Genomic DNA, 15085 nt, shown 5'->3' on the forward strand with positions numbered 1-15085 from the left:
ACCACGAGCCCAACGTGATCCGCACGCGCCACTTCATCGCAGGCGCCATCGTCGACGGCCACGCCGCGCGCCATGCGCCGGTGTTCAATCCCGCTACCGGCGAGGTGGCTTCCACCGTATGCCTGGCCGATGCGCAGGACGTCGATGACGCCGTGCGTGCCGCGGACGCTGCCTTCCCCGCCTGGGCCGCGGAGCCTCCGCTCAAGCGCGCGCGCGTGATGTTCCGCTTCAAGCAGTTGATCGAACGCGACATGGACACCCTTGCCGGCGCCATCGTGCACGAGCATGGCAAGGTGTTCGACGATGCGAAGGGCGAGGTGGTGCGCGGCCTTGAAGTGGTGGAGTACGCCTGCGGCATTCCGGAGCTTCTGAAGGGCGAGTACACCGAGCAGATTGCCCGTGGCATCGATGCCTGGACCATGCGCCAGCCGCTGGGTGTGTGCGTGGGCATCACGCCGTTCAATTTCCCGGCGATGGTGCCGATGTGGATGTTCCCCATGGCCATCGCCTGCGGCAACACCTTCGTCTTGAAGCCCTCCGAACGCGACCCGGGCACGGCGCTGCTGCTGGCCGGCCTGCTGAAGGAAGCCGGCCTCCCCGACGGCGTATTCAATGTGGTGCAGGGCGACAAGCTGGCGGTGGATGCACTGCTTGATCATCCGAAAGTGCGTGCGGTGAGCTTCGTCGGCTCCACGCCGATCGCTGAATACATCCATGCCCGCGCCGCGGCCAACGGCAAGCGCGTGCAGGCGTTGGGCGGTGCCAAGAACCACATGATCGTGATGCCCGACGCCGACCTCGACAAGACGGTCGACGCCCTGATGGGGGCGGGCTACGGTTCGGCGGGCGAGCGCTGCATGGCGATCTCGGTGGCGGTGGCCGTGGGCGACGATACCGCCGATGCACTGGTAGCGAAGTTGGCACCGAAGGTGCGCGCGCTGCGTATCGGCAACGGCATGGACCCGGGCATGGACATGGGACCGGTGATTACCGGTGCGCACCGTGACCGTATCGAGGGTTACATCGGCCAGGGCGTGACCGAAGGCGCGGCCCTGGTGGTCGATGGCCGTGGCCATCGCGTCGACGGCCACGAAAACGGATTCTTCGTCGGCGGTACGCTGTTCGACCACGTCAGCCCGTCGATGTCGATCTATCGCGACGAGATCTTCGGCCCGGTGCTATGCATCGTGCGCGCGGCCGACTTCGCCAGTGCCCTGGCCCTCGTCGACGCCCACGAATACGGCAACGGCACGGCCATCTTCACCCGCGACGGCCATGTCGCACGGGAATTCGCCCACCGCGTGCAGGTGGGCATGATCGGCATCAACGTGCCGATCCCGGTACCGATGGCCTTCCACAGCTTCGGCGGCTGGAAGAAAAGCCTGATGGGCGATCATCACGCGCACGGCCCGGAAGGCGTGCGCTTCTACACGCGGCAGAAGGCCATCACCCAGCGCTGGCTGGCATCGGATGTGGCCTCAGGCGCGCAGTTCTCGATGCCGACCCATAGCTGAGCTCTGGGGGCATGGGTTGGGGTCAGAATAATAATTCTGACCCCGTCCTGTTCCGTCGGTCGGATCAGCGACCCAGGTCGATGCGGTAGACGGCGGTCCCGTCGCCGTTGTCCTTCAACTGCTTCACGCGCAGGCCGGCCGCCTTGGCGACGCTTTCCTTACCACTGGCCGAAGTGAACACCAACGGGCCCTTCACCTTGACCGGCACGAAGTGCCACGAGGCCTTCGGTACATCGGTCGCGGTCAGGTTCTTGTGGGCCTGGATCCACTTCACCACCACCTCGCGGTTGCCGTCCGGTGCCGACAGCGCGATGTTCTTCCCGTCCAGGCCCGGGAAATTCCCGCCACCGCTGGCGCGGTAGTTGTTGGTGACGACGAAGAACGGGTCGTGATCCTTCACCGGCTTGCCGCGGTAGGTGAGGTGGCCGATGCGCGAACCTTCTGGCTTGGTCACGTCGATGGTATAGGCCAGGTCACCCTGCATCTGGTCGAAGTTGTAGCCGACGAAGCGCGTATTGATCAGGGCCTGCTCGCCGTCCTTCGCCGGGTCGATGCGGTTGAAACGTCCGGCGCCATGCTCCAGCCACGCGCGCACCCCGGCGCCGTCGGTCTTCACCGCGGCAAGCGTATTGGGATAGAAGTAGAGGTCGGCCGCGTTACGGATGGTCAGCGGGCCGGCCGGCACGTCGGTGTAATCCTCCGGGCCACCGAAGCCGGTGCGGAAGGATGCCGCCGCCGAGATCACAGGGATGTCCTTCCACTCCGGATGCTCACGATCAAGCTCGCGACGGGCGTAGTCGCGCTGCGCGGCATTGACCACGGCCAGTGCGCTCATGTCCCCGACATCGGCAAAGTAGGTGGACATGCGATGGTCGCTGTTGCCGATCGGCGTATTCACATAGGCCACGGCGGCCTGGTGCACGTCGTGCACGAGCGGTGCAATTTCCGGGTCGGGTGCCACGCACTCGTTCTTCTTCGGGCAGATCGGGCGTACCTGGCTCATTGTGGTGCTGCGATCGACCACCCAGTGGCCGCTGCTCCAGGTCAGCGCCAGCTTGATCACGCCCAGGTCCTTGCCGAAGAAACCGCCCATCACGGCCGGCACGCCGCGGACGAAGCCACGCTTGGCATCGACGTCCTTCATGCCCTCGTAGCGCGGCCCGGGGAATTCGGTGTGCGAGTGCCCCAGCAGCATGGCGTCGATGCCCGGCACGCCGGCCAGGTACCAGCCTCCGTTCTCCATGTCCGGCGTGTACGGCGCCGTGTTCAAGCCGCCATGCAGGATGGCGATGATGATGTCCGGGTGCTGGGCGCGAAGCTCCGGCACGTAACGCTGCGCGGCTTCCACCACGCCGGTGACGGTGACCTTGCCATCGAGGTTTTGCTTGTCCCATTCGATGATCGGCGGTGGCGCGAAGCCGATGATGCCGATCTTCAGCGGCACCGAAACCTTGCTTCCGTCGGCCGTGTAAGCGGTCACGGTCTTGTCCACCACGGCCCAGGGGCGGAACAGCGGCTTGCCGTCCCGGGCACTGAAGACGTTGGACAGCACGATGGGGAAATGCGGGCCGGCGCAATGCCTGGGCGATGCGCCTTCGACGTTCATGCCGCCGCCGGTGACCTGCGAGAGAAACGGCAGGCCATAGTTGAACTCGTGATTGCCCGATGTCCCGCCGTCGTAGCCCATGTGGTCCATGGCCTTGTAGATGGCCAGTTCCTCGCCGCAGTCCACGGGCTTGACCATGGCCTGGTAGTCGGCAAGCACAGTGCCCTGGATGGTGTCGCCCGAATCGAACAGCACCGTATTGGGAAATTCCGCGCGGGCATTCCTGATCAGGGTGGCCACGCGCTCGTAACCCAGCGTGGGGTCGTCCTTCTGCTTGTAGTAGTCGTAGCTGAGGATGTTCGAATGCACGTCGGTCGTTTCAAGGATCGCCAGATCCGCCCGGGCGCCATCCACCAGCGGTTGCACCGGGGGCTTCACGGCGGGCTGGGGCGCACAGGCGGCAAGCAGGGCGCAGGCGAGCAACGCCATCGGGAATTTATTCGACATCTTAAGGACACCGGGAAGGTTGCGGAAGTTGGGGGTCAGAGTAATGACTCTGACCACGGTTTGCCGGCTGCATCGGCGAAGGGAAAGGATAACCAAACTAGTCCCGCGCGGCCTTGGCGCGATCGAAGTAGGTCCAGGTATGGCCATCGAGCTTAAGATCCTTCATGTACAGCACCGGGCGGTAATTGCTGCTCGCCGCCTGGCTTCCGTCGATGCGCCGAACGCTGAGGCCGTGCAGGGGCTCGGCGGCTTCTTCGCGCGGTGACACCCGGTAGGTCGAAGCATCGCGGGCCAGCTTGCCGGTGAGCGCCTCGGCGAGCACGCGGCCCTGGGCCCCGGGCAGGCGGATGCCCATGATGGCCGCCACCGTGGGAGCGAGGTCCACATTGCCGCTGGGCAAGGCATCGCGGAATCCTTCGCGGAAGCTCGGGCCATGGGCCACGAAGGTGTTGTGTACGTCCACCGGGCTGAAGCTGCCATGCATGCCGCGTTCACTCGACATACTCGAATACAGCGTGCCGGGGAAGCCCTGCACCATCGCATCGGCGTTGTAGTCGTAGCTCAGCACCACGTCGGGGCTGTCGCGCCCGGCCAGGTGCACCATGTCCAGCGGGAAGGTGCCTGGCAGGTGGCCATAACGGCGGTCGACGAAGATCACGCCGATCGGCTCCTGTGCCTGCAGGTAGCGTACGGCGCGCGCCACCAGCGCCTTGTCGTGCGCGGGCTGGTAAAGATATTCGCTGCCCCCGTTGGGGGCCAGCACGAAGGCATCGCCCGGAACTTTGGCGGGCATGCGGTAGGCCGGCGTGGTGTACGGACCGGGCTTGCCGCAGATATGGCCATCATCGTCGTAGCGGGTGGGCTGGGCCTGGCTGCCATCGGCGCGGATGCCCGACTGCACCGGGGAATAAACGCAGCCGACGCCATCGAAGGCATGGAAGCCGCCACGCGTGAGCAGATCCGCCATGCGCACGCCGCCGGACACCGAGAACCCCCATTTCGGATCGATGCCGGCCATGCGTCCATCGTTGATGGCGCGCAGGGGAAAGAGATCCGTGGGACCGGCGATATTGCTGTGACCATGGTCGGACACCACGATGAGATCGGTGTCCTCATCCATGTGCAATGCCTTCAGCTTCTCCAGCAACTGGCCGAGCAAGGCGTCCTGCGCCTGCACGGCAAGGTGATAGTTGGGCGAGCCTGGTCCATAGATGTGCTCGGTGGAATCGGGATTGCGCAGCCACACCACCGAGATATCGGGTTTCTTTTTCGGAAGGATGTACTCCAGGTATACCTTCATCAGCCATGCGTTCGATGCGGTCGGCGGCGCGCCGGCGGCATCGGAAGCATCGCTGGACACACCGTCTTTGAGCGTGACCGTGGGCAGTTGCGCGGTGGGCGTGCCGTTGTCCGGTTCAAGCGCCAGCGCGCCGTCGTAGGCGTTGGGGGTGTTGGCCGGCAGCGGGTAGCCGGCCTTTTCCAGTTCGCGGGCGAACGCCAGAGGCATCGCCACGTTTTCATCCAGCACCACGCCACCGTGGTGGACATCCTGCAGGAATGCAGGCCCGGACTTGCCCACGGCGGCCGTCGACAGCCCGCGCTTGCGCGCCGCCTGCAGTAGCGTCTGCACCGACATCACGGCGTGGCCGTCCCGGGCGTCCAGGTCGCTCAGGATGGCGTAGTCCTCGGTAAACACCGGGATCGAGAAATCCACCGGAGCGCCCTTGGCGTCGCGGCCCTTTGCGGAGGCGGCCCAGAAGCGGTTGCCGTAGAAGCCGATCGTCCCGGGAAAGGCGCCGGTGGCGAAGCTGGAGGCATTGACCATGGTGAAGGTCGGATAGGTGGCATGGTTGTCGCTGAAGAACGTGCCGTCCTTCACCAATGCCGCCAGGTTCGGCGTGTCGCTTTGGGTGATGGCGTCGGGCCGCATGCCGTCCCAGACGAAAACGATGACCCGATGGACAGGGGCGGCGTGCACGGTCCCGGCAGCGAGGGCGGCCAGGCAAAGGCAGCGGCGGAGAAGGCGGGTCATCGACGTCATGCGACCTGGGCGTGGGAAGGGAAAGGCGACATCATCGCGCGCGTTTGTTTCATTGTGCCAACGTTCTATCATCGCCTGTCCCTCGCCGTGGATGCGTTATGAAGCTGCCGCCCCGCCTCGCCCGCCTGTCCCATGGCGCGTCCGTCCTCGCCCTGGTGGCGATAGCTGGATGCGCCAACACGCGGCCCGGCACCACGCCGATGGCGAACCCCAAGGCCCTGCCAGGTGGTCCGGCCACCGCCATCGACGTTCCGGTCATTGCGCGCCCAGGTGGCGAGACACCGGCATGGTGGTTCCGCAATGGCGCCGCGGAGGCTGCGCGGATCGACGCCCAGGCGCATTCGCAAGGCGCGCGCGCGAAGAACGTGATCGTGTTCCTTGGCGATGGCATGAGCATCCCCACCATCGCCGCGGCGCATGTGCTTGCTGGCCAGCAGAAGGGCGTGGATGGCGAAAGCTATCGGCTGTCGTTCGAGAAATTCCCGTACTCGGCATTGAGCCGCACCTACGAAACCGACCAGCAGACACCCGATTCGGCCGGCACCATGACCGCCATCATGACCGGGGTGAAGACCCGCGCCGGCTACATCGGCATATCGCAGGTGCCCCGTCGCCAGGATTGCGCAGGTTCCCGCGGCCAGGAGCTCGTTACCGCCCTCGAGCTCGCGGCGGCGGCGGGGATGGCCACGGGCGCCGTTACCACCACGCGCATCACCCACGCCACGCCTGCAGCCACCTACGGCCACCTGCCCGAACGCAACTGGGAAGTGGACAGCGAGGTCCCCGTCGCGGAACGGGCCAAGGGTTGCAAGGATTTCGCCGCCCAGCTGGTGGATTTTCCCCTTGGCAACGGACTTACCGTAGCCATGGGAGGCGGCCGCAGCGCATTCATGCCCAAGTCGATGCGGGATCCTGAGTATCCGCAGAAGAGCGGCCAGCGCACCGACGGCCGCGACCTCACCGCCGAGTGGAAGGCGCGCCATCCCGATGGCGCTTATGTCTGGAACGAGGCTCAGTTCAAGGCACTGGACCTTTCCCGCACGCAGCATGTGCTGGGCCTGTTCGAGCCTTCGCATATGAAATTCGAGCACGACCGGCCCGGCGACACGGCCGGCGAGCCGAGCCTTGCCGAGATGACCACCAGCGCGATCAAGCTGCTTGCGAAGAACCCGAATGGCTTCTTCCTGATGGTGGAAGGCGGTCGTATCGACCATGCCTTGCATGCCGGCAACGCCTACCGCGCGCTCACCGAAACCATTGCCATGGCCGATGCCGTGCAGGCGGCGTTGGACAACACCGACACGGCCGACACGCTGATCATCGTCACCGCCGACCATAGCCATACCATGACATTCGGTGGCTATCCCGCGCGCGGCAACCCGATGCTGGGCCTGGTCCGCGGCATGACCGACAGCTACGACGACGAAGCGGAGGCAGGCATCGCGCACGACGCCACCGGCAAGCCCTACACCACGCTCAACTTCGCCAACGGACCGGGTTACACCGGCGCCAGCAACGAGCAGCCCGAGGGCAGCAAACGCTACCCGCACAACCCGAAAACGATGATGCCGGCCACGAAGGGCCGGCCGGACCTTTCCACCATCGACACCGGCCATCCGGACTACATGCAGGAGTCGCTGGTGCCGCTCAAGAGCGAAACCCATGGCGGCGAGGACGTGGCCATCTTCGCCAACGGACCGGGCGCGGCCGCCTTCCACGGTGAGATCGAGGAAAATTCCATCTTCCACGTGATCGTGCAGCACGCACCCACCCTGCGCGCGGAACTGTGCAAGCTTGGCAGCTGCGATGCGAACGGCGTGCCGGTGAACCGGCCCACCTACCAGGACTGGCTGCACGAGGCCCCTTAAGATGCGCCTCTTTCCCGTTTTCATCGCTATGCTTGTGCTGAACCCGGGAGCCAAGACCATGGCGTCGACTTTCCATCCTGGCCAGCCCATCGCCAGCCGCGTGCTGGTGATCGGCCATCGTGGCGCCAGCGCGCTGCGGCCGGAGCACACGCTTGCCTCCTACGCCAAGGCGATCGCCGACGGTGCGGACTTCATCGAGCCGGACCTGGTAAGCACGCGCGATGGCTTCCTGGTGGCGCGGCACGAGAACGAGATCGGCGGCACCACGGACATTGCCTTGCATGCCGAATTCGCCTCGCGGAAAACCACCAAGATCGTCGACGGGAAGCCCGGGACCGGCTGGTTCACCGAAGACTTCACCCTGGCGGAACTGAAGACCCTGCGTGCGCGCGAGCGCCTGCCGGAGCTGCGCGGTACTACCTTCGACGGACAGTTCCAGCTGGTCACCTTCGACGAGATCATCGACTTCGTCGCCGCAGAGGCCGCCACGCTTGGCCGGCCCATCGGCATTATTCCCGAGATCAAGCATTCAACCTACTTCGCGCAGTTGAAGCTGCCGATGGAAGACAAGGTGCTTGCCGCGATCGATGCGCACGCGTACACGCGAGTCGCTCCGGTGGAGATCCAGAGCTTCGAGGTGGAAAACTTGCGGTACCTGCGTGGCAAGCTTGGGAAAACCCACCCCAACGTGCGTTTGCTGCAGCTGATGGATGCCGGCGATGAGAAGCCATGGGATGAAGCCGCGCGCGGCGGCAGCCTTACCTATGCGGCGATGATGACACCGGCGGGCCTTGCCACCGTGCGCGAGTATGCCGACGCCATCGGCCCGTCCATCCGCAGCCTGATTCCCCTGGACGCCAACGGAACCTTAAGCAAGCCCACGGCCTTGATCGACGATGCGCACCGCGTGGGGCTTGAAGTGCATCCTTATACCTTCCGGCCGGAGAATCATTTCCTGCCGAAGGATCTGCGCGGGCCAGGCACCGATGCCGCCCGCCACGACGAAGGCTCGATCACCGAAATGCGCAGGTTCCTGGCTGCCGGCATCGATGCCTTCTTCACCGACGACCCGGCGCTCGGGCGCAAGGCCGTGGACGGGCGCGCCGCGCGATGAATACGCAGGAAGCCATCATCAGCCTGGCAACGCCGGTGTTCTTCCTGCTGATCGCCATCGAATGGCTGGTGGCGCGGCATCGGGGCGAGGTGGCCTATCGTGGCAACGATACCGTGGCCAGCCTCGGCCTTGGGGTGATGTCGCAGATCGTGGGTGTGTTCACCAAGCTTTTCACCATTGGCGTTTACGCGTGGGTCTACAACCACGCCGCATTGCTCCACTTGCCCGGCGACAACGTGCTGGTATGGGTGGGAGCGTTGCTGGCCTACGACTTCCTTTACTACTGGCTGCACCGCGCCGGGCACGAGGTGAATATCCTGTGGGCCGCGCACGTGGTGCACCACCAGAGCGAGCAGTACAACCTTTCCACCGCGCTCAGGCAGACCGGTTCGGGCTTCCTGCTGGGCTGGCTGTTCTACCTGCCGCTGGCCATCCTGGGCGTGCCGGTGGAAGTGTTCGTGGTGGTGGCGCTGATCGACCTGCTGTACCAGTTCTGGATCCATACCGGGCAGATCCGCAAGCTCGGCTGGTTCGACCGCGTGTTCGCCTCACCCTCCAACCACCGCGCCCACCACGCGGTGAACGACCGCTACCTGGATCGAAACTACGGCGGCATCCTGATCCTCTGGGACCGCCTGTTCGGAAGCTTCATCGAAGAAGACGACCGCGACCCGCCGGTGTACGGCACGCGCTCGCCGCTGCGCAGCTTCAATCCGCTTTGGGCGAACGCCGAGGTTTACTGGGCCACCGCGCAAGATGCCTGGCATGCCCGGCGCTGGCGGGACAAACTGCAGGTATGGCTGCGCCCGCCCGGCTGGCGGCCGGCGGATGTGGCCGCGCGCTACCCGAAGGCTGGGTTCGAGATCCGCCGCGAACTCTACGATCCGCCGATTGCGCCGTACCTGGCCTGGTACGCGCTGGCCCAGTTCGCCGTGTTGCTGGGGCTGGCCGTGCATTTCCTGCAACTGGCGCCCACGGCATCGCTGGGTACGCTCGCCGGTTACGCCGCCTACCTGATGGCGAGCCTTTGCGTATTGGGCGCCCTGTTCGACGGCCATCGAACGGCGCCCTGGCTGGAAGGGCTGCGTCTGGCGGGTACCGTGGCCTTCGTGCTGGCGGTGCGGCGCTGGTTCGGCGTGGACGCCTTGCCCATGCCCTGGGTGGCGGTGGCAAGCCTGGTGGCTGCGTTGAGCGCGGCATGGCTTTGCCTGCCCAGGCATCGCCCAAGCCTCTCGTAACCGTCGTAAAAAGCCGGCGTCGTCGTCGGATCCGGCCGACAGCCGGCCGCCATTCGCTATGATCGCGGCCGGACCACTTGGAAGCGCCCATGACCCTGATGAACCGGATCCTCCGCCACAAGACGGTGGAACAGCTGCAAGCGGAAGTTGGCCAGCGCCGCGATTTCCGCCGCGTGCTTGGCCTTTGGCAGCTCACCGCCATCGGCATCGGCGGCATCATCGGCGTGGGCATCTTCGTGCTCGCCGGCCAGCAGGCGGCCCTCAACGCCGGCCCCGCGGTGGCGCTGAGCTTCATCATCGCCGGCTTCGGCAGCGCCTGCGCCGCGCTGTGTTACGCGGAATTCGCAGGGTTGATCCCGGTCACCGGCAGTGCCTACACGTACGGCTACGCGGTGCTCGGCGAGGGCGCGGCCTGGATCATCGGCTGGGACCTCCTGCTCGAATACGCCCTGGTGGTGGCCGTGGTGGCCATCGGCTGGTCCGGCTACGTGCAAGTGCTGCTGCAGTCGCTGTTCGGCGTGGTCCTGCCGGTGTGGGCGCAGAAGAGCATGAGCGCAGACACCATGTCGTACTTCGTGCAGCAGGCCATGGGCACGGTGGGCTGGCATAGCGCACATCCGGTGGCAGGCCCCAGCGACGGCCACCGGTTCAACGTGATCGCCGCGGGCATCAGCCTGGCCGTGGCCGTGCTGCTGTCGGTACGCACCGAATGGGGCGCCCGCTTCAACACGATCATCGTTGCCATCAAGGTGATCGGCGTGATGCTGGTGATCGGCGTGGGCGTGTTCTACATCAACACCGCCAACTGGCATCCCTTCGTGCCTGAGCGCGTGCTCGACGCCACGGGGGCAGGGCACTTCGGTTGGTCGGGCGTACTCACCGGCGCATCGGTGGTGTTCTTCGCCGTCTTCGGCTACGACACGCTCACCACGGCCGCTGAAGAAGCCAAGAACCCGCAGCGCGACCTTCCGCGCGCGGTGCTGCTGTCGCTGGCCGTGGCCATGGCGCTGTACATCGCCGTGTCACTGGTACTGACGGGCGTGGTGCATTACTCGCAACTGGGCGGCGAGGCCTCGGTGTCCGATGCCTTCAACGCCATTGGCCTGCACTGGCTGTCCAATGTGATCGCCTTCGCCGCGGTAGTGGGCGTGATCAGCGTGCTGTTCGCTTTCATGCTGGGCGCGGCGCGCATCTGGTTCGCGCTGTCCCGCGATGGCCTGCTTCCGGCCTGGTTCGCCCACGTGCACCCGCGCTACGGCACGCCGGCCCGTCCCACCATGATCCTTGGCGTTTTCACCGCGATCGTCGCCGGCCTGCTGCCGATCGGCGAGGTGGCGGAACTGGTGAACATCGGCACCTTGAGTGCGTTCATCCTGATCTGCGCCTCGGTGATGGTGCTGCGCGTGCGCAAGCCCGAGCTCAGGCGCAACTTCCGCACACCGGCCGTGTGGTTCGTGGCGCCGCTGGGCATCCTGTTTTCCCTGGCGCTTATCTACGGCCTGCCGTGGATCACCTTCGAGCGCTTCATCATCTGGATGGCGCTGGGCCTGATCGTGTATTTCGCCTACGGCATCAGGCACAGCAAGCTCAACCGCTAAGAAGAAAACGGCCGCGAAAGCGGCCGTTTTCCCATGCGCCTGGCATCCGGAATCAGAAGCGGACTTCCGCCGTGACGCCGATAACCGACGCATTGGCGCGGTTTTCACTGCCCGTGCTGGCGGTACGCACGTTGTAGTTGTCGTACGACACGCCCAAGCCGAAGTTGCGATTGAAGTTGTAGCCGAGCGTAGCGCCGGCATACCAGCTGTTCTTCGACACGTGGCTGCTCTCGTGGTACGGATCGTCGAATATGTTGGTGTCTTCGTCCAGGGTGAACGTGGTCCGTGCTTCATCGACGCCGCCATGCACCACCAGGTACATCTGCTCGCCAAGGTCCCACTTCATGTTCACGCCCAGCAGCGTGGCACGCGATTTCGCGCGGTAGCGGTAGTTGTCGTAGAGGCCGCCGGGGTAGTTGAAATTCTCGTGCTGGCTTACCTTGCCCAGGTCCACGAAACCCAACTCCGGGCCGATCCAGAAGCGCTGCTCGGGACTCCAGCGGTAGCCCACATAGATGGCTGCGCCCGTGTCGGAGTTGTCGTCGAAACCGCTGCCGTGATACTTCGATTGTCCTGCCGTTCCACTGACGAAGGCCCCGCTGTTCGCGTCGAAAGCCTTGCTGGCATGGCTAAAGCCTGCCAGCGACGCGGCCACGGCCGCGCACATGAGCATCTTGCGCATGATTTTTCCTTGAATTGAATTTCCCCCACCCGGCGGTCTCGCCCGGCGTGCACCGCGATGCGGCGCGCTGCGAGTTTATGCGAACGGTGCGCAAATACTAGTCATGGCAGGCATTTCGAGGTCACGCATGACCTCTGGCATGGGGCTGGGCCTGCGCCCGAGGCTAGGATCAAGGGGTTGCGACGGCGCCCGGGAAGCGTCGCCTGTCCTTTTTTCCCCCGACTTGGCCCATGGAATGAGGCCAGGCCGTCCCCTTGTCCGGAGATACGAGTGAAAGCCACCCCCCTTGCTTCCGCCCTGCTTGTTGCCCTGGTTGGCCTGGGTGCCACCGCGAGCCACGCCGACGTCGCCCCGCCGCAGGACACCGCGTTCAACGGCACGATCAAGGTCGTTGTAGACGCCACCGATCTCGACCGCCGGATCTTCCGCGTCAAGGAAACCATCCCGGCCCAGCCTGGCCCGATGACCCTGTTGTTCCCGCAGTGGCTGCCCGGCCACCACTCACCCTCCGGCCCGATCGACCAGTTCGCCGGCCTCGTGGTGAAGGCCAACGGCCAGAAGGTGGAATGGACGCGCGACGTGTACGACGTCTATGCCTTCCACTTCGACGTACCCGCCGGCGCTTCCAGCGTGGACCTGGAGTTCCAGCAGCTCACGCCTCAGTCCACGCGCCAGGGCCGCGTGCAGATGACACCCGAAATCGTCAACGTGCAGTGGAACGGCGTCACCCTGTACCCGGCCGGCTACTACGCCAACCGCATCAACGTGGATGCCAGCGTCAAGCTGCCCACCGGCTGGCAGTTCGGTTCCGCGCTGGAAGTGGCCAGCAAGGACGGTGACACCGTCAACTTCAAGACAATCAACTACGACGACCTGGTCGACTCGCCGATCTTCGCCGGCAAGTACTTCAAGCGCGTTGACCTTGATCCCAACGGCCGCTCGCCGGTGCACCTGAACATCGTGGCGGACGATCCGAAATCGCTGGAGATCAAGCCCGAGCAGTTGGAGATACACCGCAACATCGTCAAGCAGATGGATCGCCTGTACGGTGCGCGTCATTTCGATCATTACGACTACCTGCTTGCCCTGACCGAGAAGCTCGGTGGCATCGGCCTTGAGCATCACCGCTCCAGCGAAAATTCAGGCTCGCCGGGATACTTCACCGAGTGGGAGAAGAACTGGCTCGGTCGCGACCTGCTGTCGCACGAATTCAATCACTCGTGGGATGGCAAGTTCCGCCGTGGCGCGGACCTGGCCACGCCGAACTTCAACGTGCCGATGGGTGACACCCTGTTGTGGGTGTACGAAGGCCAGACCCAGTTCTACGGCCAGGTGATCGCCGCGCGCTCGGGCCTGATGACCCAGGATCAGTCCAAGGATGTGTGGGCCATGGTTGCCGCCAGCTACGATCGCGGCCGCCCGGGCCTGGCCTGGCGCAATGTGCAGGACACCACCAACGACCCGACCATCGCCCAGCGCCGGCCGCTGTCGTACCGCAACTACCAGATGAGCGAGGATTACTACTCCGCCGGGCAGATGATCTGGCTGGACGTCGATACCCGCATCCGCGAGCTCACCAAGAACCGCAAGTCCCTGGACGATTTCGCCAAGGCCTTCTACGGCATCGACGACGGCAGCTACAAGGTGGCCCCGTATACCTTCGACGACGTGGTCAAGACGCTCAACGGCGTGGTCGCCTACGACTGGGCGCCGTACCTGCGCGAACGCCTGGACGGCCACAAGGGCCCGATCGATGGCATCGCCCGTTCGGGCTGGAAGCTGGTCTACAACGACAAGCCGTCGGAAGCGGTGAAGGCCGCCGAAATGCGCCGGAAGTCGGTGGACCTTACCTACTCCGTGGGCCTGTCGCTGTCGGCCAAGGGCGAAATCGGTGATGTGCTGTGGGATAGCCCTGCCTTCAACGCAGGCATCTCCCCGGGCATGACGATCACCGCCGTGAATGGCAAGGAATTCTCAGGCGACGCCATCAAGGACGCCGTGAAAGCCAAGCAGCCGTTCGACCTGCTGGTGAAGAACTTCGACAGCTACAAGACCATCCGCGTCGATTACACCGGTGGCCTGGTGTATCCGCATCTGGAGCGTGACACCAGCCGGGCGGATTGGCTGAGCGAGTTGCTGAAAGCCAAGAAGTAAAACGCCTACGTGTTTCACCCTAAAGCCCCGGCATCTGCCGGGGCTTTTTTGTTGCAGGCTTTCATTCGGGGCAGCCAGGTTTCCCTGCCGTAGCTCGCCGGCCCCCTGATCGGCTACAATCGCCGGCCACGCGCCCGTAGCTCAGCCGGATAGAGTAGTGGCTTCCGAAGCCATTGGTCGGGGGTTCGAATCCCTCCGGGCGCACCACGTTCCAGAAAAAAAGCCCGCGAAAGCGGGCTTTTTTCGTAGTGTTGCGGATGGGCCTATCCCTTCATCCCCGGCGTCAGTTTCGCTGCCATGTCGGCGTGGTGCTCGATGGTCGGCAGGGTCTCGGCGGCGAAGGCCTTCAGTTCCGGATCCTGGCCGGAAGCGGCTTCCTTCTTGAACAGCTCGATCGCCTTGGCGTGGTCCTTCTTCATCAGCGAGATGTACTTCGCATCGAACTGGGTGCCCTGCGACTGCTTCAGGCTGTTGGCCGCGGCGGCCTGCGCCTTCATCGGCTCGGTGGATACCGCGATGCCCTTGCCCTGGGCGATGGCGGAGAGCTTCTGGTTGGCGGCGGTGTGGTCGGTGATCATGGTGCCGGCGAAATTCTTCACGTCGTCGCTGGTGGCCTTCTCCGAGGCGATTTGGCTGAGGGCGATCTCGCCCAGGCCCGCGGCGCTGGCATCGCGCACGAAGTCGGCATCGGCTGACGGCGCCTTTTGGGCGCCTGGTTGTGCCTGCGGCTGCTGGGCTGCTGCCGGCAGTGCGGCGGCGCCTAGCGCGGTGACGAGGGCGATGCTCAAGATGCTCTGTCGACGGAAATTCATGGGCGCTTTTC

10 protein-coding genes and 1 tRNA gene are annotated in these 15085 nt (G+C 64.9%); 7 read left to right on the forward strand and 4 right to left on the reverse strand.

The genetic code is table 11. The features are described 5' to 3' along the window. The first annotated feature begins 14 nt into the window (after positions 1 to 14). A complete protein-coding gene (locus VK519_RS11020) occupies positions 15 to 1514 on the forward strand; it encodes a CoA-acylating methylmalonate-semialdehyde dehydrogenase (protein ID WP_324349797.1) in 1500 nt (499 codons plus the stop codon). A gap of 64 nt (positions 1515 to 1578) precedes the next feature. Here VK519_RS11020 and VK519_RS11025 read toward each other — a convergent pair whose 3' ends face one another. Continuing rightward, positions 1579 to 3567, reverse strand: coding sequence for a bifunctional 2',3'-cyclic-nucleotide 2'-phosphodiesterase/3'-nucleotidase (locus VK519_RS11025; RefSeq protein WP_324349783.1), 1989 nt, complete (start codon positions 3565 to 3567; stop codon positions 1579 to 1581). Positions 3568 to 3664: 97 nt separating this feature from the next. Further along, a complete protein-coding gene (locus VK519_RS11030) occupies positions 3665 to 5599 on the reverse strand; it encodes an alkaline phosphatase family protein (protein ID WP_324349785.1) in 1935 nt (644 codons plus the stop codon). Positions 5600 to 5706: 107 nt separating this feature from the next. Between VK519_RS11030 and VK519_RS11035 the strand changes: the two genes are divergently transcribed. The 4 genes from VK519_RS11035 to VK519_RS11050 all read left to right on the forward strand — a co-directional run bounded on the left by VK519_RS11035 (position 5707) and on the right by VK519_RS11050 (position 11426). Then, positions 5707 to 7476 (forward strand): alkaline phosphatase family protein, encoded by a 1770-nt coding sequence (locus VK519_RS11035; RefSeq protein WP_414692739.1) that lies wholly within the window; start codon positions 5707 to 5709, stop codon positions 7474 to 7476. Positions 7477 to 7534: 58 nt separating this feature from the next. Then, positions 7535 to 8590, forward strand: a complete 1056-nt coding sequence (locus VK519_RS11040) for a glycerophosphodiester phosphodiesterase (RefSeq protein WP_324349787.1) — start codon at positions 7535 to 7537, stop codon at positions 8588 to 8590. Beyond that, positions 8587 to 9828: a sterol desaturase family protein gene (locus tag VK519_RS11045; protein WP_324349789.1), complete on the forward strand. Its 1242-nt coding sequence runs from the start codon at positions 8587 to 8589 to the stop codon at positions 9826 to 9828. Before VK519_RS11040 ends, VK519_RS11045 begins: the two co-directional genes overlap by 4 nt. An 89-nt stretch (positions 9829 to 9917) precedes the next feature. Further along, positions 9918 to 11426: an amino acid permease gene (locus VK519_RS11050; RefSeq protein ID WP_324349791.1), complete on the forward strand. Its 1509-nt coding sequence runs from the start codon at positions 9918 to 9920 to the stop codon at positions 11424 to 11426. Between the two features lie 52 nt (positions 11427 to 11478). On the opposite strand, the gene VK519_RS11055 is transcribed toward VK519_RS11050, so the two are convergent. Then, positions 11479 to 12108 (reverse strand): outer membrane beta-barrel protein, encoded by a 630-nt coding sequence (locus VK519_RS11055; protein ID WP_324349793.1) that lies wholly within the window; start codon positions 12106 to 12108, stop codon positions 11479 to 11481. A 270-nt stretch (positions 12109 to 12378) separates the two neighbouring features. Between VK519_RS11055 and VK519_RS11060 the strand changes: the two genes are divergently transcribed. Both VK519_RS11060 and VK519_RS11065 read left to right on the forward strand, forming a co-directional pair. Next, positions 12379 to 14262, forward strand: coding sequence for a M61 family metallopeptidase (locus tag VK519_RS11060; RefSeq protein ID WP_414692740.1), 1884 nt, complete (start codon positions 12379 to 12381; stop codon positions 14260 to 14262). A gap of 130 nt (positions 14263 to 14392) precedes the next feature. Beyond that, positions 14393 to 14469 (forward strand) — tRNA-Arg (locus VK519_RS11065). Positions 14470 to 14525: 56 nt separating this feature from the next. On the opposite strand, the gene VK519_RS11070 is transcribed toward VK519_RS11065, so the two are convergent. Continuing rightward, positions 14526 to 15085, reverse strand: a 560-nt coding sequence (locus tag VK519_RS11070; protein WP_324349795.1) for a DUF4142 domain-containing protein, incomplete at its 5' end; no start/stop codon positions are given.

The sequence above is a fragment of the Pinirhizobacter sp. genome (assembly GCF_035317885.1).
In the GTDB taxonomy this organism is placed as follows: Bacteria; Pseudomonadota; Gammaproteobacteria; order Xanthomonadales; family Rhodanobacteraceae; genus Pinirhizobacter.